Below are 21,274 nucleotides of genomic sequence, written 5' to 3'. Positions count from 1 at the left end.
CACCCGTGCTGTCCGCTGGCCGTTGCTGCTGGTGATGGAGACGGGAGTGTCAACCTGTTCGACGGCGGCGATGGACTCCAGCGCCACCCCGCCACGTGCTGTGGGCAGTTGAAGCGCACGGACCGAGGCGATGCTGGTGAAGCGTGTGCCCTCACCGATCTGAACGGGATAGTCGTTGGTATCGATCCTGATGGTGCCGGCAGGGATGGGGCTGACAGTCGAGGCAAGGAATGCTCCCACCTGTTCCTCCGTCAAGCCGGCAGCAACAGCCTTGGCGCGGTCAACACGGACTTGGACCACCGACTGCTTCGATGCAAGGTTTGTAGCCACCTCGGAACTGCCCGGCACTCCCTCCATTGCCTTCACCATGGCGTCGCTGGCAGTTTGGAGATCGGCTGAATTCGCAGCCCGGATGGTGATGTCCACCGTTGAGGACGTGCCGAAGCCGCCTTGCTGGGATCCGACGGTGACCTTCCCCGCGGCGCCTTCGAGCTTGGACCGGACCTCATCCTGGAGCTTGGTTTGGTTCACTTTCTCGTCGGTGACAATGGTGAACGTCGAGTTGGATGAACCGGTGGATGTCAGTGCAGCAAAGCCCGTCTGGGCGTTTCCGGAGGTGACCTGCACGTCTTTGATGCCGTTGATGCCCTTGAGGGAATCCTCGATCTTGGCTGCCTCATCGCTGGTGGCCTGCAGGCTGGTCCCGGCTGGAAGGACTTGGCGTACCGTCATGGTGTTTTCGCCTGAGCGGCCCAGCAGGTCGGTGGCCAGGAGCGGTGAAACGGCGACGGTGGCCACAAGGATCAGGGCGGCAGCTGACAACGTGATAACCGGGTGCTTCTGGGTTTTCGCGAGGATCGGCAGGTAGCCGCGCTGGAGCCTGCTCTTTTGCTCGGCTTCCCGGGCCTTTGCTGCCGCTTCCCGGGTGGAAGCAGGAGCTTCGGCGCCCTTTGTCGGGGAGGCAAGGAACCAGTAGGCCAGCACGGGGACAATCGTGAGCGAAACCAACAGTGAGGACAACAATGCGATTGTCACTGTGAGCGCGAAGGGACGGAACAGTTCTCCGGCGAGGTCTCCCACAAAGGCGATAGGCAGGAAGACGGCAACTGTGGTCAGTGTAGAAGCCGTGATGGCGCCGGCAACCTCCCTGATGGAGGTCAGGATGGCGGTGAGCTTGGCTTCACCGTAACTGAGGTGTCGCTTGATGTTCTCGATCACCACGATGGAGTCATCCACCACCCGCCCGATCGCGATGGTCAAGGCGCCCAGTGTGAGGATGTTCAAGGAATAGCCGGTGGCGGAGATGCCGATGAACGTGATCAGCAGGGACAGCGGAATGGAAACCGCGGTCACCAAGGTGGACCGTACGGACATCAGGAACACCAGGATGACCGCCACCGCGAAGCCCAGGCCAAGGAGTCCTTCCGTGGTGAGGTCCTTGATGGACTTCTCGATGAAAGGGGCTTGGTCGAAGACCGGCGTGAAGGTTGCGTTGTTGCCGAGTTCGTCCTGCATGGGTCCGATCGCATCGCGCACGGCATGCGAAATCGCGACCGTATCTCCCTCAGGCTTCTTGGTCACGGACAACGCCAGCGTGGGCTTTCCGTTGGTGCGCGTGATAGAGGTGGCGGCGTCGTCCTCGATGCTGACGTCAGCTACAGCCCCGATGGTGGCAGCGTTCTTGGCACCGGCCAAGGGAAGCCCCTTGATGATGTCCAGGGAATCCACGGGACTACCGAGCTGGAGGGACAGCGTCTTGCCCTGGTCCTCAATGGTGCCTACGGGGACCAGCGTGCCGTTGTTCTTCAACGCGTTGCTGATGGTTTGGATGGACGCGCCGCTGGTGGCCAGATCTGCCGGACGGGGTTGGATCAGGATGTGCTGGCTGGCTCCGCCAGTGACGTCGGCGCCGCGGACGCCGTCGATCTTCTGGAGCCGGGGAACGCTCAGCCGCAGGAGATCGGCGTTGAGTTCGCTGAGTGGTTTGTCAGAGGACACGGCCAGGTAGACGATGGGAAAGTCGCTGATGTTCCCGGCAATGGATTGGGGCTCGACGTCGGCAGGCAGCACCCGCTTGGCGTTGGAGATGGCGCGGTCGATCTGGTTCCGTGCCCGGTCCAGGTTGGACCCGTACGTGAACACCATGGTGATCTGCGAAACACCGTTGCGGGACGTCGATGTGGTGGACTCCAGGCCCTCAACACTGTTCAGTGCTGTTTCCAGGGGCTGGCTCAACTGCTTGTCAACGACCTCCGGGGAAGCTCCCGGCATGGACGTCACCACAGTGATCTGCGGGAACTCGATGGATGGTATGAGTTCCTGCTTCAGGGATCCCATGGTGATCACGCCGAACACCGCCGCAAAGACGGTGATCAGCGCGATCAGGGCCCGGTTTCCCAGAGAAAGCTTGGCCAGGCGGAACATTGCATTGACTCCCAGGGTCTACGAAACGATTCGTCTGACGGGAACCGGCCGCAGCCCCGGGTATGGCCTAGCTTTGGACGGCGTTGGCCACTTCAAGTTGCAGGGAACGCGCGGTGCTTGCTTCCAGTTCGGCAGCGAGCTCAGGGTTCTCGTTGAGCTTGACGCCGTAGCCCGGCATCATGTCCTTGAGCTTGGACTGCCAGCCCTTGAAGTTCTTGGGGAAGGACTTCTGGAGCAATTCGATCATGATCGGTACAGCCGTGGAGGCTCCCGGTGAGGCCCCCAGCAGTGCGCCAATGGAACCATCGCGCGAAGCAATGACTTCGGTGCCGAACTGCAGGACGCCACCCTTCTTAGGGTGCTTCTTGATGATTTGTACACGTTGGCCGGCGGTGATCAGTTCCCAGTTATCGCCGGCTGCCTCAGGGTAGTACTCCCGGAGCGCTTCAACCTTGGCCTCGTGCCGCTTGGCAACCTCTTTGATGAGGTAGGCGGTGAGGTCCATGTTGTCCTTGGCCACGGCCAACATGGGAATGATGTTTCCGGGTCGGATGGACAGCGGAAGGTCCAGGTAGCTGGAGGTCTTCAGGAAGTTGGTGGAGAATCCGGCGTACGGGCCGAACAGCAGGGAGCGCTTGCCGTCTACGTAGCGGGTATCCAGGTGCGGAACGGACATGGGAGGCGCTCCCACGGATGCCTGGCCGTACACCTTGGCACTGTGCTGGGAGGTGATGGCGTCATCCGTGCAGCGGAAGAACTGGCCGGAGACCGGGAAGCCGCCGTAGCCCTTGCTCTCGGGAATGCCGGATGCCTGAAGCAGGTGCAGGGCGCCGCCACCCGCTCCCACGAAGACGAACTTGGCATGAATGCGGCCGTGTTCGCCGGACTTGGGGTGCTTGATGGACAGATCCCATCCGCCACCTGCTGCACGGTTGATGTTGGTGACGTCGTGGCCGTAGTTGACCTCGGCGCCACTGTCCTGCAAGTAGGTTGTGAGCTCACGCGTCAGGGCGCCGAAGTCGACGTCGGTGCCTTCAGCCGCGCGGGTAGCGGCAACCCGCTGCTTGCGGTCCCGTCCCTTGACGATCAGGGGAGCCCACTTGGCAATCTGGTCCTGGTCCTCGGTGTATTCCATGCTCCGGAACAGCGTGTTGGGCTTCAGTGCCTCGTAGCGGGTCTTGAGGAAGTTTGCATGGTCCTCGCCGATGACGAAACTCATGTGCGGGACGGTGTTGATGAAGCCTTTGGGGGAGCCGATGACCTGGCTGTCCACCAAATGGGACCAGAACTGGCGCGAAAGCTGGAATTGCTCGTTGATGTGGAGGGCCTTGGAAGGGTCCACGGAGCCGTCCTTGGCTGCGGGGGAGTAGTTAAGCTCACACAGCGCAGCATGTCCGGTGCCGGCGTTGTTCCACGGTCCGGAACTCTCGAGTCCCGCTTCGTCGAGTCGTTCGAACAGGGAGATGGTCCAGGTGGGTTCGAGTTGCTTGATGAACGCACCAAGGGTGGCGCTCATGATTCCGCCGCCAATAAGGACGACGTCGGCATGTTGAGTCTTGGAAATGAAGGTCACGATCAATCTCCGTTAGCGGCGGCACTGGCTGTCACAGAATATCCCCGCGCAGACCTAATACTGAAATTGCGGCCAATCGTCAAGGCTTTAAGCGGACGTTCGTGAAAACTTCGTTGAGGACCGGTGAGGCCGGGTAGCTTTCGACCTTGTTGGACAGCGCCAACGCAGAGATGGGGAAGGCGATCGGCACGGCTGGAACCGAGGCGGCGATCTCTGCGTTGATGGCCTGGTACTGGGCGTTGCGGTCATCTCCATCGGGCATGGCCCGTGCCCGCTCAATCTTGTGGAAGACCTCGGAATCGGCGTATCCGAACTCTGCCCGGGTTTCGCCGAACAGCGGCCCCAGGAAGTTGTCGGCGTCGGCATAGGAGCCGTTCCAGCCCAGAAGGTGCAGGCCTCGATCTCCCGCCGATTGAACCCGTTGCAGGTAGCCGCCCTCCCAGTCCACGGGCACCGGCTTGATGTTGAAGCCCACGGCTACCAACTGGCGGCTGATCTCAGCGTAGATCTTCTCGGGTGTGGGCATATAGGCGCGGGTGGCGTTCAGGGGATAGTAGAACTTGATTTCCTCGCCCTTGTAGCCGGCTTTTTCCAACAACTCCTTGGCCTTCTCCGGGTTGTATCCCAAGGACGGAGCATTGTTGTTGAAGCCGCTGAGCTTGGGCGGCACAAACTGTGAGGCTTGTGCGGTGTTGTCGATGAAGAAGCGCCGGATCAACGTTTCCTTGTCGACCGCCATTTCAATCGCTTGGCGGACCTCGAGTTTCTCCAAGGGTGCCACGGCCTGGTTGATCCCGAGGTACATCACGGAGAACGGGTCGCGCTGGATGATCTGGACACCCTTTTTGACCAGTTGGTCAAAGGTTCCGGGGGTCACGAGGTCGTAGGCGTCAATCTTGCCGTCCAGGAGGGCCTGCTGCCGCGTTTCGGCCCGATCATAGGGAATGAAGTTGATGGTGGCGATCTGGCCCCTGTTGCCCCAATAACCCTTGTAGCTGGTGAGGCTGAGTTTGTTCCCATCCCATGCGCTGAAGGCAAAGGGACCTGTTCCCACAGGGTGGCTGGCATAGGCGGACACAGCCTGGCCATTGAGGGTTTGGTCCAGCACGTTCGCTTTTTGGGCCTCAAGGGCGGTGGGAGAGGAGATGGCAAAGGCGGGGAGGGTCAACGCCTGCAAGAATCCCGTGAAGGGTCGGGTCAGGTTGATTTGGACGTCGTTGGCCGTGACTACTTTGCAGTCTTTGAAGATGGAGAACACCGGTTCGTCCGAGTAGGCCTTGAAGACCCCTTGGAATGAGATTCCGGGGGCTTGTTTCCGGAGCGCGGCGGGGAAGGTGAACCAGCGGTTGAAGTTTGCGCAGACAGCCGCAGCATCCAGGGGCGTGCCGTCATGGAAGGTTACTTCGGAGCGAAGCTTGAAATCGTAGCTGAGCCCGTTGTTGCTGTCTTTCCACTCCGTAGCCAGCAGGGGAGTGGTCTCACCCGTGGCACCATCCACACCGACCAGTCCCTCGAGGACCTGGCGGGTCACGCGGTAGGACTCGGAATCGGCGGTCATGGCGGGATCAAGCCCCAAGGGCATGGAAGCCGTACCGAAGTTGAAAGTGGCGGTGGGCTCCACGGGAGCGGTGCTGGTGGACGGGGAAGCCGGTGCAGGGCCAGGTGTTCCTGTACACGCTGCCAGCCCCAAAACCGCTAGGGCAGCTCCGATCTGTACGCTCAGGCGCCGCATTTTGCTGCTTGCCACTCTTGTCCCCTCAAGCCGGTTGGAAGTGCCGTGGCCGGCTTCGGCCAGACCGCATTCCAGTCTAGTTGAACGTCCTGAGTGCACTTCCCAGCGCATGTTCAGGAAGCCATCCCCGCTTCTTGAGGAAAAAACACCCCATGCTGCAAGGATCTGCAACAAGGGGTGTTCCTGATGGCCCGTGGCCACCGTTGTTCATACTGTGCGCAAGGGGGGACTTGAACCCCCACGCCCGAAGGCACAGGAACCTAAATCCTGCGTGTCTGCCAATTTCACCACTCGCGCCGGCTGATGGCCGCTGCCCTTGGAGGGGCAGTCGGCTACCGCCCACCAGTGTACCCGCTACTTGTCCAGCTTGAGGTCCCGGCGGAGCTTGGCAACATGCCCGGTCGCACGCACGTTGTACTGCGCCAGGGAAACCTTGCCTTCGGGGTCCACCACCACGGTGGACCTGATCAAACCCATGTAGGTCTTGCCGTAGTTCTTTTTCTCGCCCCAGGCTGCGTAGGCGTCAGCCACGGCATGGTCCTCGTCCGAGAGCAGCGGGAACGTTAACTGTTCGTCAGCTGCAAACTTAGCCAGAGCCTTGACGGGATCCGGGGAGATACCAACAACCTCGTAGCCCGCCGACTGGAGCGATGCCAGGGTGTCGCGGAAGTCACACGCTTCCTTGATGCATCCCGGGGTGGATGCCGCCGGATAGAAATAGACGATGGTTTTACGCCCGTGGAAGTCCGACAAGCTGACGTTTTTGCCGGTTTCGTCGGGAAGGGAGAAGTTCGGGGCAACATCGCCCGGGATAAGTCGTTCTGCCACAATATGCTCCTTGCTGGGGATCGCGATTTCCCAGTTTAGTGCGGAGAAGCCGCGCATGCTCCCCGTCCGCGCATATACTGTCGGCATGCCAGATATGGAGAGATGGCCCACCACCCGCTTGCTTTCGACGGCTGCGCGCCTGGTGGAAATCTCGTGGAACGAAAAATTGAAGTCCATCGGCCTTACCCACGCCGGGGTCATTGCCATGCAGGTACTTGCCGCCAAAGGTGCAATTACGCAGGCAGCATTGGCCGAAGTCGCGCGGGTCAAGGCCCAGACAATGGGTACCACTCTTGCGCGGTTGGAACTGCACGGGCACATCACGCGCCAGCGTAGCGATTCCGACCGCAGAAGCCATGTGGTGACCCTTACGGAGGCCGGGAGTGCAGCGCTCGCGGAAGCGGTGAAGCTCGAGCAGGACGTCTTGTCTCCCGTTGCTGTTGATACCGCACGGCTGCGCGAGGAACTCAGGATTGTGGTCCGGGGGCTTGCCGGTTTGCCGGCTCCTGAGTCGGAATCCAGCGAGGGATCCACCGACGTGGCGCAGGGCTGATACCAACGCCAAGGCCCAGCCAATGCATCCCATAGGGGATGCGTCGGCTGGGAACACAAAAGGCTCCGGATCGTTTATACGATCCGGAGCCTTTGTTATTGGTGCACCCCCCGGGACTCGAACCCGGAACCCATTGATTAAGAGTCAATTGCTCTGCCAGTTGAGCTAGAGGTGCAGCTGATGTTTCAGGCTGAACGAAGAATTCGCATTCCTCGTTGAGCTCCGCAACGACAAATAACTCTACACCAGATTCTGGAGGTTCAAAACCACTGGTCATGTGGAGGGATAGGGGCCATAAAGGGTCATTCCAAATCCCTCTGGAAATGAAAAAAGGCCTTGGAGTGAAATTCACTCCAAGGCCTTCCTTTGTGCACCCCCCGGGACTCGAACCCGGAACCCATTGATTAAGAGTCAATTGCTCTGCCAGTTGAGCTAGAGGTGCAGCTGTTGAAATGATCACCCCGGAGGCTTTTCATTCCCCGGCGATCTCCGCAACGACATGTAACTCTACACGAGATCAGCCCAACTGTGAAATCGACCCGTCCTCGATCAGTGTTCCTACGGAACTGTCCTCAAAATCAGCGCAAAGTCGGGGTTTCTGTTGTTGCTGACCACCCATAAAGCGCCGTCCGGGGCTCGGGCTACGTCCCTGAGTCGACCATGTTGTCCTGTGAAATAGGCCACAGGTTCTCCTGCGTCCTCTCCGTCGAGCGGTACAGACCACAGTCGTTGGCCGCGAAGGGCGCCTGTGTAGGCCACGCCGTCCACAATCTCCAGTCCGCTCGGTGACGCTTCGGAGGTTGATGGCCAGACCACCTTTGCATCGATCAGCCCGCTCCTGCCCGGGGCGCCGGTCACTGTGGGCCATCCATAGTTGCCGCCCGGCGTAATGAGGTTCAATTCGTCGTCCACATCGGGGCCGAACTCGCTGGCCCACAACCTTCCCCCGCTGTCCCAAGCCAGTCCCTGCACGTTGCGGTGCCCGTAGCTGAAAACGGGATTGTCGCCGAAAGGGTTTCCGGGCGCCGGACGTCCCTCGGGGGTTAGGCGCAGGATCTTGCCACCGAGCGTGTTGATGTCCTGCGGCTGTTCCCGGCGCTGCGAATCTCCTGTACCTGCGTAGAGGAAACCGTCGGGACCAAAGCGGATACGCCCGCCGTTGTGCGTTGAGGCCTTGGGTATTCCGGAGAAAACTACTTCTGGTTCGCCGAGTGAGAACGTCCCGCCCGTTTCCTCGTCCAGCTTCATCCTGGCAATCCGGTTGTCGGTGGCGGAGGTGAAATATGCATACAGCCAGCGGTCATCCTGGAACGCCGGGGACAACGCCAGGCCCAGAAGGCCGCCTTCACCGCCAGGTTCGACGCCGGAGACCTCACCAATGGTGGTGGCGCGGCCGTCACGGATGGCCTTGACCAGGGCGGAATCGCGCTCGGACACGATGCCGGTTCCGTCGGGCAGGAACACCACCGACCACGGCAGCTCCAACCCGACGTCGAGCTTTTCAACGATCTCCGGAGCCTGCCGGCCGCCAAGGCTGGAGGCCGCGGAGGTCGGATTCGGCGTTGCTGCCGATCCCGGTGCGGACGGACTGCTTGTGCAGCCCGCGAGGGTGAGGCTTGTGAGGCCAAGAACCGCCGTGAGCATGGAGACAGGCACGAGCCGCCTTCGCCATCTCGATGCGTGCATGCTCATGCCTGTTTCCAACAACGGCTGTCAGTTGTTGCCAGGTCAGTGCCTGTTGCGCCTGGGTGGCCTGAATCCGGCGGCCTCTGCATGCGCAGCCGATTCGAACCAGACGTCCGCGGGGACCTCGTCATATCCCGCCGTGTCTTCATCGTGGTACGTCATGGCTGTCGCGTTGGCCTTCACGGGGTAGTCACTGCCCGGGGTGCTGGAGGATCCGGTTCCATAGGGATGCTCGGCTGCAAGATGGCCGGCGTTTGCGGGATCTTCGGCCGCCGCAGACTCGGCGACCGGCAGGGTAGGGGAGTGCGCGTCCGTGTACTCGTGGTGGTGGACGGAGGCGCCGGATGGGTCCGTCCAGGACGATTCCCACTCCGCCTTATCGGCGGCGTCGTTCCTGCCCGCGGGCTCCGAATCGCCCGCCGCCCAATCGTCAACGTCCCCGGCATCGGCCGAATGTACTGTGGCATCGACCGTCGGCTGGGCCACTACGGGCTCTTCGACCACCGGTTCATCCACTACCGGCATGGCAACAACAGGCTCTTCCACTGTGAGGCCGGGGGTAGCGGGCCGTTGCGGGTCCGGAGAGGTCTCTTGGGGTGAATCCCGGACGTCACCGAGAGGGAATACCGGCTCAGGGTCGCGATCCCTGATCGAGGTGTCGGCGGTCTCCTGATCCCTGTGGGCTTTAGCCTCGGCCGGTTCATCACTGATTGACTCGCCTGCTGCTTCCCGGGCCGGTTCCCGGGGTCGTTCCTCGCCCGTGGGACCACTGCCCTCGGCAGCATCCCTACCCAGGTTGGTGACGCCGGCCAGGCCTGCAACCCCTGCTGTTGCCGCGGCAGGATCGGGCAGTGAGGCGGTGTTGGCGGGCTCCATTGCGGCGGGAGCGTGCGTTGAGGAGGAATTATTTGCTTTGTTGCGGTTCATCAGCCACCAAACAATGGCAATGACCAGCACAATGACAATGACCCAAATTATCCAGTCCATGTGGATGCCCTTCTGCTCACAGGGGTGCAGCTCGTGGTGTTCCTGACGTTACGTGCCTGCTAATGGGCTGTCCAGCGTTTGACCTGCTGTTCCGTGCAATTTACTCAGTTTGCTGACAAAAACCCGGGACTTCAAAATCGTGGGGAATGGAATTCAGTTAGGTCGCCTAGTCTGGCTGAATGGACTTCAAGAGGCTGCAGATACTGCGCGAGTTGGCGGACCGTCAAACCGTCGGTGCCACGGCCGAAGCACTCAATGTCACGGCCTCTGCAGTTTCGCAGCAACTGAAGACCCTGCAGAGCGAAATGGGTGTTGTGCTGGTGGAAAAAGTCGGCAGGGGCGTGCAACTGACCGAAGCCGGATATGCCATGGCGGCCGCTGCTGCCGACATTGCCACGGCCATGGCGAGGGCAGAGTCCACGATCGACACCTACAGGAAAGGCTGGCAGACCCGGGTCTCCGCAGCGTTCTTCCCCAGCGCAGCTGAAATGCTGCTGCCCGGAATGCTTCATCGGGTGGCATCCGTGGAGGGGCTGACGTTCGATGCTCATTTCGAGGACCCGGGGACTGCCCACTTCGCGCCCTTGGTGGCCGACTATGACATTGTTCTGGCCCATAGCGTGGACGGGCCGGAGGTATTTGCGCGGCAGGGACTGACGGTGGTGCCGTTGCTCGAAGAGGCCTTGGATGTGGCCATGCCCGGGGACCATCCGCTGGCTGCCAAGGCGAAGTTGAGTCCTGCCGATGTTGTGGATTACCCCTGGATCGGTGTGCCCGAGGGTTTTCCCTTTGACACCGTCCTCCGCCAGATCGAGCTCCATGCAGGACATCAGGCCATGCGTGGCCAGCGGTATCCGGATCTGCGGGTGCTCGAGGCCCTGGTGGGTGCGGGCCACGGGATTTGCCTCCTCCCGCGGTACACGGCCAGGGCCAGTGCCAGGCGGGGCTTGGTGCTTCGGCCACTCACGGAGGTCAAGGCCAGCAGGAGCATCGTGGCCTTGTCCCGGCAGGAAGTGGCTGCCCGGGGCACCATTGCGATGGTTCTTGACATGCTCAGGAGCGAGGCAGCCGCGATCGCAAGGGAGCTCAAGCAGGCTCCTCCGGCCATGTGACGGCCGGACCGCAATATGGACCTGCGGGAAACTTCAATTCTTCCGCAATATTCGGATGATCCGGCTTAACCCGGCATGGAACAGCCGTGACGGCTGCAAGGTACCCATAGACTTTGGTCATGAGTGACACCGAGATTGCCACAGACACCAAGCCGGACATCAAGCCCCGCAGCCGGGTGGTAACAGACGGCATCCATGCCGCGCCTGCCCGAGGAATGTTCCGTGCCGTGGGAATGGGCGACGACGACTTCGCCAAGCCGCAGATTGGTGTCGCCAGTTCGTGGAACGAAATTACCCCCTGCAACCTCTCCCTTAACCGCCTTGCGCAAGGCGCCAAGGAAGGCGTCCACGCCGGCGGTGGTTTCCCCATGCAGTTCGGCACCATTTCGGTCTCGGACGGCATCTCGATGGGCCATGAAGGCATGCACTTCTCCCTCGTCTCCCGGGAGGTCATTGCCGACTCCGTGGAGACCGTGATGCAGGCCGAGCGCATTGACGGATCGGTCCTGTTGGCCGGTTGCGACAAATCCCTTCCCGGAATGCTGATGGCGGCTGCGCGCCTGGACCTCGCCTCGGTCTTCCTCTACGCCGGCTCCATCATGCCGGGCTGGGTCAAGCTTGAAGACGGCTCGGAAAAGGAAGTCACGCTCATTGATGCCTTCGAAGCTGTGGGGGCCTGCGCCGCCGGCAAAATGAGCATGGAGGACCTCACCCGGATCGAAAAGGCCATCTGTCCCGGCGAAGGTGCCTGTGGCGGCATGTACACAGCCAACACCATGGCGTGCATCGGCGAAGCCCTCGGCATGTCCCTTCCGGGGTCTGCCGCCCCGCCCTCGGCCGATCGTCGTCGTGACGACTTCGCCCGCAAGTCCGGCGAAGCGGTGGTCAACCTGCTGCGCCTGGGGATCACGGCCAGGGACATCATGACCAAGAAGGCGTTCGAGAATGCCATTGCCGTCACCATGGCTTTCGGCGGATCCACCAATGCTGTCCTGCACTTGCTGGCCATTGCCCGGGAGGCAGAAGTTGAACTGACGCTTGATGACTTCAACCGCATCGGTGACAAGATTCCGCACCTGGGCGACCTCAAGCCCTTCGGCCGCTATGTCATGACGGACGTGGACAAGATCGGCGGCGTGCCCGTCATCATGAAGGCACTGCTCGACGCCGGCCTGCTGCACGGCGACTGCCTCACCGTAACCGGCAAGACGCTCGCCGAGAACCTCGCCTCGATCAACCCGCCGGACCTCGATGGCAAGATCCTCCGCGCGCTGGATAACCCCATCCACAAGACCGGAGGCATCACCATCCTCCACGGTTCGATGGCCCCCGAAGGCGCAGTGGTAAAGAGCGCCGGTTTCGACGCCGACGTCTTTGAAGGCACCGCACGCGTCTTCGAACGTGAGCAAGGCGCGCTCACCGCGTTGGACAACGGTGAAATCCATAAGGGCGACGTCGTAGTGATCCGCTATGAAGGTCCCAAGGGCGGCCCGGGTATGCGTGAAATGCTCGCCATTACCGGAGCGATCAAGGGGGCAGGGCTGGGCAAGGACGTTCTCCTGCTGACCGATGGCCGCTTCTCCGGCGGCACAACCGGCCTGTGTATCGGCCACGTTGCCCCTGAAGCGGTCGACGGCGGTCCCATCGCCTTTGTGAAGGACGGGGACCGCATCCGTGTCGACATCGCTGCACGCTCATTCGACCTGCTGGTGGACGAGGCCGAGCTCGAAGCCCGCAGGGAGGGCTGGGAGCCGCTGCCTGCCAAGTTCACCAAGGGCGTCCTGGCAAAGTACGCCAAGCTTGTCCACAGCGCCTCCACCGGGGCCTACTGCGGATAATTCCTGCGATGGACTCCGGCTGTCACGGGACGGCCGGAGTCCGGCAGGCGGACATGGCTGTCCAAATAGTGAGATACGATAGTGGTCAATTGACACGTATCTCACTTAGAGGGAACACTGAACGCATGATCACATTCGTTACCGTCGGCGTCGTCGTCCTTACCAAGCGCGTGGCTTAGCCCGACTGGTAACGAACCGTCACGCGCAAACCCCTCGAAGAGCCGGAAGGCTGAGGGGTTTTTTTATTCCCCCGAGCAAGACCCATCTATTGAAGATCCACTAAGGAAGAGTCCGATGAGCAAAGGATCGCCGATCAGCCCCTCGCTGATGGCTGCAAAGTCCGCTGGAGCCCACAAAGCTCCGGACAAGGTCGACCGTACGGCTGAGGCCGTCGTCGTCGACGCTGCTGCACCTCTCTCTCCTGTACTTGGGCCGAACACCGTTGTACCCCCAACGGTGATGTCCGGCTCGCAAGCAATTGTCCGCTCGCTCGAAGAACTCGGCGTGGACGATATTTTCGGTTTGCCCGGTGGCGCGATCCTGCCCACCTACGACCCCTTGATGGCCTCCAGCATGAATCACATCCTGGTCCGTCACGAACAGGGAGCCGGCCACGCCGCGCAAGGCTACGCCATGGTCACCGGACGGGTTGGCGTTTGCATCGCCACCTCCGGCCCCGGTGCCACCAACCTCGTTACCGCCATCATGGACGCCCACATGGACTCCGTGCCGATGGTGGCCATCACCGGACAGGTTTCCAGCGGAGTCATCGGCACCGATGCCTTCCAGGAAGCGGACATCGTGGGAATCACGATGCCCATCACCAAGCATTCGTTCCTGGTGACCGACCCCAACGACATCCCGCACGTCATGGCCGAGGCATTCCACCTCGCGTCCACGGGCCGTCCGGGCCCTGTCCTGGTGGATATCGCCAAGGACGCCCAAGTGGGCCAGATGACGTTCTCCTGGCCGCCGAAGGTGGACTTGCCGGGCTACCGTCCCGTGGTGCGTGGACACAACAAGCAGGTCCGCGAAGCTGCCAAGCTGATCGCTGCTGCCAGCAAGCCCGTGCTTTACGTCGGCGGCGGCGTGGTCAAGGGCCACGCCTCGGCCGAACTCATGGAACTTGCGCTGGCTACCGGCGCTCCCGTGGTCACTACCTTGATGGCACGCGGCGCTTTCCCTGATTCGCATCCCCAGCATGTTGGCATGCCAGGCATGCACGGTTCGGTCTCCGCCGTGACTGCCCTCCAGCAGGCCGACCTCCTGATCACGCTCGGTGCCCGGTTTGATGACCGCGTTACCGGCGTGCTGAAGACCTTCGCCCCGTTTGCCAAGGTCATCCACGCTGACATCGACCCCGCGGAAATCTCCAAGAACCGCACCGCCGATGTCCCGATTGTTGGCTCGGTCAAGGAGATCATCCCTGAACTCACTGAAGCCGTGAAGACGCAGTTTGAACTCAGCGGGACTCCGGACCTGGATTCCTGGTGGGCCTTCCTCGGCAACTTGCGTGATACCTATCCGCTGGGATGGACCGAGCCCGAAGACGGACTCACCGCACCGCAGCGCGTGATCAAGCGCATCGGCGAACTCACTGGTCCCGAGGGCATCTACGTTGCGGGCGTCGGCCAGCACCAGATGTGGGCGGCCCAGTTCATCAAGTACGAGCGGCCGCACGCTTGGCTGAACTCCGGTGGAGCAGGAACCATGGGATACTCGGTTCCGGCAGCAATGGGTGCCAAAGTTGGTGAGCCGGACCGTGTGGTCTGGGCCATCGACGGTGACGGCTGCTTCCAAATGACCAATCAGGAACTGGCCACCTGTGCCATCAACAACATCCCCATCAAGGTGGCCATCATCAACAACTCCTCGCTGGGCATGGTCCGCCAATGGCAGACGCTGTTCTACGAGGGCCGCTACTCCAACACGGACCTGAACACGGGCCACGACACCGTCCGGATTCCGGACTTCGTGAAACTGGCTGATGCCTACGGTTGTGCAGCACTGCGGTGTGAGCGCGACGAAGACATCGACGCCACCATCCAGAAGGCACTCGAGATCAATGACCGCCCCGTGGTCATCGACTTCGTGGTCAGTCCCAACTCGATGGTGTGGCCCATGGTGCCTTCGGGCGTCAGCAATGACCAGATCCAGGTTGCCCGCAACATGACCCCGGAATGGGAAGAGGAGGACTAGGCATGACCCGCCACACACTGTCCGTTCTGGTAGAAGACAAGCCCGGCGTGCTGACCCGCGTGGCCAGCCTCTTCGCCCGGCGCGCATTCAACATCAACTCCCTGGCTGTGGGACCCACCGAGGTTCCCGGCATGTCCCGCATGACGGTTGTCGTCGACGCCGACGGCGACCTCATTGAGCAGGTCACCAAGCAGCTCAACAAATTGGTCAATGTGATCAAGATTGTGGAGCTGACTTCCGAATCTTCCGTACAACGCGACCACATCCTGGTCAAGGTACGTGCGGATGCCGCGACACGCCTGCAGGTTACCCAAGCTGCAGACTTGTTCCGTGCCGCCGTCGTCGACGTGTCCACAGACTCGTTGGTGATCGAGGCAACCGGTACCCCCGAGAAGCTCGCTGCGCTGCTTTCAGTGCTCGAGCCGTTCGGCATCCGTGAAATCGTGCAGTCCGGCACCTTGGCCGTTGGACGGGGATCCCGCTCCATGAGTGACAGGGCGCTCCGCTCCGCGTGAGCAGAACGTCCAGTACCGCAGCACCACAATCAATATCTAAGAAAACCACTCAAGAGGAGTTACGCAAGTGACTGAAATGTTCTACGACGACGACGCAGACCTGTCGATCATCCAGGGCCGCAAAGTAGCCATCGTTGGCTACGGCTCCCAGGGCCACGCCCACGCACTGAACCTGCGCGATTCCGGCGTCGAGGTTGTTATCGCGCTGAAGGACGGCTCCAAGTCCGCCGCCAAGGCAGAGGACGCAGGCTTCACGGTCAAGAACGTTGCGGACGCCGCCGAATGGGCAGATGTCATCATGATCCTGGCACCGGACCAGCACCAGCGCTCGATCTACAACGACTCCATCAAAGACAAGCTGACCGAGGGCAAGGCCCTGGCCTTCGCACACGGCTTCAACATCCGCTTCGGTTACATTGAGGCTCCGGCCGGCGTGGACGTCATCCTCATCGCCCCGAAGGCTCCGGGCCACACGGTTCGCCGCGAATTCGAAGCCGGCCGCGGTATCCCGGACATCATCGCTGTTGAGCAGGACGCATCCGGTTCCGCATGGGACCTTGCGAAGTCCTACGCCAAGGCCATCGGCGGAACCCGCGCCGGCGTTATCAAGACCACCTTCACCGAAGAGACCGAAACCGACCTCTTCGGCGAGCAGTCCGTCCTTTGCGGCGGCGTCTCCCAGCTGGTCCAGTACGGCTTCGAGACCCTGACCGAAGCCGGCTACCAGCCGCAGATCGCCTACTTCGAGGTTCTCCACGAGCTCAAGCTCATTGTTGACCTCATGTGGGAGGGCGGCATCGCCAAGCAGCGCTGGAGCGTCTCCGACACCGCAGAGTACGGCGACTACGTCTCCGGCCCGCGCGTCATCACCCCCGAGGTGAAGGAAAACATGAAGGCTGTACTCGCCGACATCCAGAGTGGTGCTTTTGCCAAGCGCTTCATCGACGACCAGGACAACGGCGGCACCGAGTTCAAGGAACTGCGCGCCAAGGCAGAGCAGCACCCCATCGAAGAGGTCGGCCGCGAACTGCGCTCCCTCTTCTCGTGGCAGCAGCAGGACGCTGACTACGTTGAAGGTTCCGCAGCCCGCTGATCCTTCGGCGTGGCCTGACGGCCTCCGCCTCTACGAAGCGCCCGCCCGGTGATCACAGCCGGGCGGGCGTTGCCGTATCTCCGGCATTTCACTCCCGATTTCATCAGTCGCCTTGGCTGTGAACTTCTTCACAACGGCTGCCGGCCCGGCCGTAACATCCCCCGCCGGCACCGGAATCCGAGCCCGGATTCGATATTCTGGGCTGGTCCCGGCGCCGTGCCCCGGGCCACGCATCCGCTCCTTGTCCAGTCCTGTCCCAAAAGTTGTCCAAAGTAAGGTGCCTCCCCGTGTCAGCCAGCAAACCCGTCGTCCTCCTCGCCGAGGAACTTTCGCCCGCCACAGTCGAGGCTTTGGGCCCGGACTTTGAAATCCGCCAGACCGATGGCGCTGACCGTTCCCAGCTGCTGTCCGCAATCGCTGACGTTGACGCCATCCTGGTCCGATCGGCTACCCAGGTGGATGCCGAAGCCATTGCCGCCGCGAAGAACCTGAAGGTCATCGCCCGCGCCGGCGTTGGACTGGACAACGTGGACATCAAGGCTGCCACGCAGGCAGGCGTCATGGTGGTCAACGCCCCGACGTCCAACATTGTCTCCGCAGCCGAGCTCACCGTCGGCCACATCCTCAGCCTGGCCCGCCACATTCCCCAGGCCAGCTCAGCGCTGAAGAACGGTGAGTGGAAGCGCTCCAAGTACACCGGAATCGAACTCTTCGAGAAGAAGATCGGTATCATCGGCCTGGGCCGTATCGGTGCCTTGGTGGCGGCGCGGCTGCAGGGCTTCGATACCCAGATCCTCGCTTATGACCCCTACATCACTTCCGCCCGTGCGGCCCAGCTGGGCGTCCAGCTGGTGACCCTGGATGAACTCCTGGAGAATTCGGACTTCATCACCATCCACATGCCCAAGACGCCGGAAACGGTAGGGATGCTCGGCGCGGATGCTTTCCGCAAGATGAAGGAAACCGCCTACGTTGTCAACGTAGCCCGTGGTGGCCTCGTGGACGAGGAAGCTCTCCACATTGCGCTGAAGGAGGGCCAGATCGCCGGAGCCGGCGTTGACGTTTTCGTCAAGGAGCCCAGCACGGACCTGCCGTTCTTCGAGTTCGACAACGTCATTGTGACCCCGCACCTGGGTGCCTCCACTGATGAGGCACAGGAGAAGGCCGGCGTCTCGGTGGCCAAGTCGGTTCGCCTGGCACTCGCCGGCGAGCTGGTGCCCGACGCCGTGAACGTAGCCGGCGGGGTCATCGCTCCCGATGTCCGTCCGGGTATCCCGCTGATCGAAAAGCTGGGCCGCATCTTCACTGCGCTGACCCACGCTTCCCTGACGCAGATCGACGTCGAGGTAGCCGGCGAAATTGCCGCGCTGGACGTCAAGGTACTCGAACTTGCTGCTCTCAAGGGCGTTTTCGCCGATGTGGTCACTGAGCAGGTCTCTTATGTCAACGCCCCTGTGATCGCAGAGCAGCGCGGCATCAACACCCGCCTGATCACCACTCCGGACGCTGAGGACTACCGCAACGTCCTGACCATCCGCGGTGCACTCAGCGATGGCTCCCAGATCTCCGTAGCCGGAACCCTCACAGGTCCCAAGCAGGTGGAGAAGCTGGTGGGTGTCAACGGATATGACGTCGAAATCCCCATCAGCGAGCACCTGGTTGTTGTGGCCTACGCTGACCGTCCCGGCGTGATCGGCACCATCGGACACATCCTGGGCATGAACAACATCAACATCGGCGGCATGCAGGTGGCACGCCAGACCGAAGGTGGCCAGGTCCTGGCGCTCCTGACCATCGACAGTTCCGTTCCGCAGCAGGTGCTCGAAGCCATCAAGGCAGGTATCGGCGCGGACATGGTCCGCGAGGTGGACCTGGAGGACTAGGACCTTAACTGATTTCCATCAGCTGAGTTCGCGTGCCGGCGACACACCTTTGGCACGCAGGAGTGGCCGGTCTGCTTACAATGGCTGGGTCCGGGATTCGGACCCGGCAGCAGGCCGGCCACAACTTTTGCACCTACAGCCCGGTATTCCCCTGTGTCTTTTGAGGAATTCCGGACTCTGTGTGCGCGCCCGCAATCAAGGTCTCAGGGAGCCCAATGAACGCCGTCCAAAGGTTCATCAGAAGCCGTGTGCTGCTGCTGACCGCGGCCATTTTGATCGTCGCGATGTGCTTGTCCGTCCTCGTCCAAAGCCAGTCCCAGGCAGCTTTGAACCGGACAGTGGATGAGAACTCGCGGGGACTCTACGACATCCTGGTACAGGCCAAGCCTGACCAGGCCCAAGACGGCGACGGCGGTGCGTTGATCCAGCCGGAAATCGCCAATGGCCAGGGCGGCATCAGCTTTGAACAGCTGGAGAAGATCCGCACTATGGGTCAAACCGCGGTGGCCGCACCCATCAGCCTGGTCTCGCGCGTGTCGCAGAACCTCGAGGCTCCCCGCCTGAACGCCATGGACTACCTCGGCTACAACGCCGGCCTGGCCGGGGCTGTGACAGCGGGGGACCCCTCGGCCATGGATTCCAGCAAATGGCCCGCTGCAGAATCGGTGTTGTCCGATACCCCGAAGAAGTACCGGCTGACAGCCTCAGCCACAAGCTCTGACGGCGTGAACCAGCAAACACTTTTCAAGACCAGCGCAGAGGGCACCCTGGGCAAAGGCCGCTTGATCCAGGAGCAGGCTGCAGGCGGCTCCAACGTCAGGATTGCCGGACCCGAAGGTGAGACCGGGGTCAAGTTCCCGGCTCCCGCGCTTGGCTCCGAGCACAACCTGTTCAACCTCTCCGTAGCGCTGCCCCTGGCACCTGAGGTGACCGAGTCCGTCGTCGCGGTTGACCCGGCGGCCGAAAGGGCGCTGCTGGGATCCGCAGGCGACTTCCTGGCGCCCCTCGAGAAGGCCCCGCCGGCCGATGCCCGGGATGCCGGAGCAATCGGTCGCCACTTCGAAAGCCTCTTCACCACCGGTCTGAGCATGGACCAGTTGGAAGAAGGACCTGATTTCCTGGGCGTCAAGCTTAAGTACTGGGCACCGCTGATGACCCAGTACCAGCAGGCAAAGCGTGACGGTTTGCTGACCGACGATTCCCAGGCGATCCCGCTCATTGTCCGTTCCGGCACCTCCCTTGACCTGCAGTACTCGGTCAAAATCGAAGAACTGGATGCCAGCGGCAAGGTGGTCAACGAGGTCGGCACGGTCACCCGCAGCCTGGACAAGGATTACCTCCCGTTCGTTTCCAAGTCCCCGTTTGCCCTTGAGTGGCCAGGCTCCACAGACCACAGCAAGCTGCTGGGGAGCACCGCTTCCTTCAGCCAGGGCCTTTACAACCCGGCAACCTGGAGCGCAGCATTCGCCGCTGCGCCCAAGTACAAGGACGGCGACGAAGCCTCCAATGGAGCCTCGGACAAGAGCGCGACTCCGGGGGACTGGGTGACGGTCAACCGCCTGCCTGAGAAGTCTTCGTTCGGTGCGGCCGTGGACCAGACCCAGCGCAAGCCCGTTGATGAACGCTCCTACCGGGAAGACCTGGAAACGGGCAAGAAGCCGGCCGCGCCTCTTCCCATGGTGTACGGCACCTTCGATCCCGCAGACGTCCAGTCAGCAGCCGGTGACGTCAACAAGCTCCCTCTGGGCGGCTATGACCCCACACCGATGACGCTGACCAAGGACGCTGAGGGCAAGGACGTCGAGGGTACCGAACTGAAGCCCTCATTGAGTGCTACGGGTCTGGTCAGCCAGTCCGCCGGTGCCATCACCGACTACTACGGCCTCGCCGCAGCCCGCGGCTATGACACCAACGCCGATGTCATTGACGCCATCCGGGTCAAGGCCTCCGCTACCGGTAACTGGAAGACGGCACAGCCCGAGGTGGAGAAACTGGCCACCCAGATCCGCGAGCTCGGACTGGAAGCTACCGTGGTGGCCGGTTCCGCACGCGAGGACGCCAATATCTTCGTGCCCGGATACAGCAAGGACGACGCCGGCAAGGAGTCTCCGCTGGGCACCGTCCAGCAGTCGTGGGTCCGCCAGGATGCCGCTGATGCCGTTTCCGGTTCGCTGACCGGTACCAACATCACCTTGCTCTTCCTGACCCTGTTGGGCGCAACGCTCCTGACCGGCGCCTCGACGGTCAGCTACATCCGCCAGCGCCGGAGCGAAGCCGGCATTCTCAGGGCGATGGGCTGGACGCAGAAACGCATCCGGTCCTGGGTCCTGGAAGAATTTGCCGTAGGCGCTGCAGCCCTCGCTGCCGCTGGAATCATCCTCAGCCTGCTTAGTTGGAACATCGCCACCGTGATCGTATCGGTGACCATGCTGATCATCTACTGTGGAGCCGCCTGGCTGGCTGCCCAGCAACTGCGTCACCGTGTGGTGATCGACCAGGAGCCGCAGCACGATGACCGCCTCGTGACGGTGGACTCTCCGCTGACCTTCGCCAACAGGCAGCTCACCACCAACCGGTTCAACTCCATCTCCCTTGCGGTGGCGGTAGGTGTGTTCGGCGCTGCAGTAGGCGCTCTGATCGCGCTGCTGATCGATATTCCGCGGGCGGCCGGTGCCAGTGCCCTCAGTGGCCTGGCAGCTGCAAGCATCGCCTTGCCCAGCGTCATCCTGGCAGTCTTCGGAGTAGTGGTGGGCCTGCTGCTGACCCTCGTGACCGGTCGCTTTGAACTCCACGCCAAACGGGCGTACCTCGGTACGTTGAAGGCCATGGGCTGGAACCCGGACATGCTGGG

General features: G+C 61.9%; 14 protein-coding genes and 3 tRNA genes. 8 read left to right on the top strand and 9 right to left on the bottom strand.

All coding sequences use genetic code 11. From position 1 onward, the window contains the following. The 5 genes from HP499_RS06375 to bcp all read right to left on the bottom strand — a co-directional run. The coding region (locus tag HP499_RS06375) for an efflux RND transporter permease subunit (RefSeq protein ID WP_172323042.1) at positions 1 to 2,424 on the bottom strand (2,424 nt) is incomplete at its 3' end. 67 nt (positions 2,425 to 2,491) lie between these two features. Beyond that, the gene (locus tag HP499_RS06370) at positions 2,492 to 3,997 is read right to left on the bottom strand and encodes a malate:quinone oxidoreductase (RefSeq protein WP_172323041.1); all 1,506 of its coding nucleotides are present in this window, start codon (positions 3,995 to 3,997) and stop codon (positions 2,492 to 2,494) included. A gap of 79 nt (positions 3,998 to 4,076) precedes the next feature. After that, positions 4,077 to 5,744: an ABC transporter substrate-binding protein gene (locus tag HP499_RS06365; RefSeq protein WP_375154243.1), complete on the bottom strand. Its 1,668-nt coding sequence runs from the start codon at positions 5,742 to 5,744 to the stop codon at positions 4,077 to 4,079. A 200-nt stretch (positions 5,745 to 5,944) separates the two neighbouring features. Continuing rightward, a tRNA-Leu gene (locus tag HP499_RS06360) sits at positions 5,945 to 6,026 on the bottom strand. Positions 6,027 to 6,083: 57 nt separating this feature from the next. After that, on the bottom strand, positions 6,084 to 6,557 hold the full coding sequence (gene bcp, locus HP499_RS06355; protein WP_172323040.1) for a thioredoxin-dependent thiol peroxidase: 474 nt from the start codon (positions 6,555 to 6,557) through the stop codon (positions 6,084 to 6,086). An 85-nt stretch (positions 6,558 to 6,642) separates the two neighbouring features. Here bcp and HP499_RS06350 point away from each other — a divergent pair, with 85 nt between their 5' ends. Then, complete coding sequence (locus HP499_RS06350) at positions 6,643 to 7,110, top strand: MarR family winged helix-turn-helix transcriptional regulator (RefSeq protein WP_172323039.1); 468 nt, start codon at positions 6,643 to 6,645, stop codon at positions 7,108 to 7,110. Between the two features lie 99 nt (positions 7,111 to 7,209). On the opposite strand, the gene HP499_RS06345 is transcribed toward HP499_RS06350, so the two are convergent. The 4 genes from HP499_RS06345 to HP499_RS06330 form a co-directional block, all read right to left on the bottom strand. After that, positions 7,210 to 7,285: transfer RNA gene (locus tag HP499_RS06345), tRNA-Lys, on the bottom strand. Positions 7,286 to 7,479: 194 nt separating this feature from the next. Next, positions 7,480 to 7,552, bottom strand: a tRNA-Lys gene (locus tag HP499_RS06340). A 116-nt stretch (positions 7,553 to 7,668) separates the two neighbouring features. Next, positions 7,669 to 8,802: a sorbosone dehydrogenase family protein gene (locus tag HP499_RS06335; protein WP_172323038.1), complete on the bottom strand. Its 1,134-nt coding sequence runs from the start codon at positions 8,800 to 8,802 to the stop codon at positions 7,669 to 7,671. A 36-nt stretch (positions 8,803 to 8,838) separates the two neighbouring features. Then, complete coding sequence (locus HP499_RS06330) at positions 8,839 to 9,783, bottom strand: hypothetical protein (protein WP_253951436.1); 945 nt, start codon at positions 9,781 to 9,783, stop codon at positions 8,839 to 8,841. A 179-nt stretch (positions 9,784 to 9,962) separates the two neighbouring features. Here HP499_RS06330 and HP499_RS06325 point away from each other — a divergent pair, with 179 nt between their 5' ends. The 7 genes from HP499_RS06325 to HP499_RS06295 form a co-directional block, all read left to right on the top strand. Then, a complete protein-coding gene (locus HP499_RS06325) occupies positions 9,963 to 10,895 on the top strand; it encodes a LysR family transcriptional regulator (protein WP_172323037.1) in 933 nt (310 codons plus the stop codon). Positions 10,896 to 11,014: 119 nt separating this feature from the next. Beyond that, positions 11,015 to 12,733, top strand: a complete 1,719-nt coding sequence (gene ilvD / locus HP499_RS06320; protein WP_172323036.1) for a dihydroxy-acid dehydratase — start codon at positions 11,015 to 11,017, stop codon at positions 12,731 to 12,733. A 294-nt stretch (positions 12,734 to 13,027) separates the two neighbouring features. Further along, positions 13,028 to 14,932 carry an acetolactate synthase large subunit gene (locus HP499_RS06315; protein ID WP_172323035.1) on the top strand — a complete coding sequence of 635 codons (1,905 nt, stop codon included), beginning with the start codon at positions 13,028 to 13,030 and terminating at the stop codon, positions 14,930 to 14,932. A gap of 2 nt (positions 14,933 to 14,934) precedes the next feature. Next, positions 14,935 to 15,447, top strand: a complete 513-nt coding sequence (gene ilvN, locus HP499_RS06310; protein ID WP_021470923.1) for an acetolactate synthase small subunit — start codon at positions 14,935 to 14,937, stop codon at positions 15,445 to 15,447. A gap of 67 nt (positions 15,448 to 15,514) precedes the next feature. Then, positions 15,515 to 16,540, top strand: coding sequence for a ketol-acid reductoisomerase (gene ilvC / locus HP499_RS06305; RefSeq protein WP_141285198.1), 1,026 nt, complete (start codon positions 15,515 to 15,517; stop codon positions 16,538 to 16,540). A gap of 287 nt (positions 16,541 to 16,827) precedes the next feature. Continuing rightward, positions 16,828 to 18,423 carry a phosphoglycerate dehydrogenase gene (serA, locus tag HP499_RS06300; protein WP_159733881.1) on the top strand — a complete coding sequence of 532 codons (1,596 nt, stop codon included), beginning with the start codon at positions 16,828 to 16,830 and terminating at the stop codon, positions 18,421 to 18,423. 215 nt (positions 18,424 to 18,638) lie between these two features. Next, a partial coding sequence (locus tag HP499_RS06295; RefSeq protein WP_172323034.1) for an FtsX-like permease family protein occupies positions 18,639 to 21,274 on the top strand: 2,636 nt, incomplete at its 3' end.

Source organism: Paenarthrobacter sp. CM16 (genome assembly GCF_013179505.1).
GTDB lineage: Bacteria > Actinomycetota > Actinomycetes > Actinomycetales > Micrococcaceae > Arthrobacter.
Note: the sequence above shows the minus strand (reverse complement) of the source record. Positions and strands in the feature narration are given on the sequence as shown.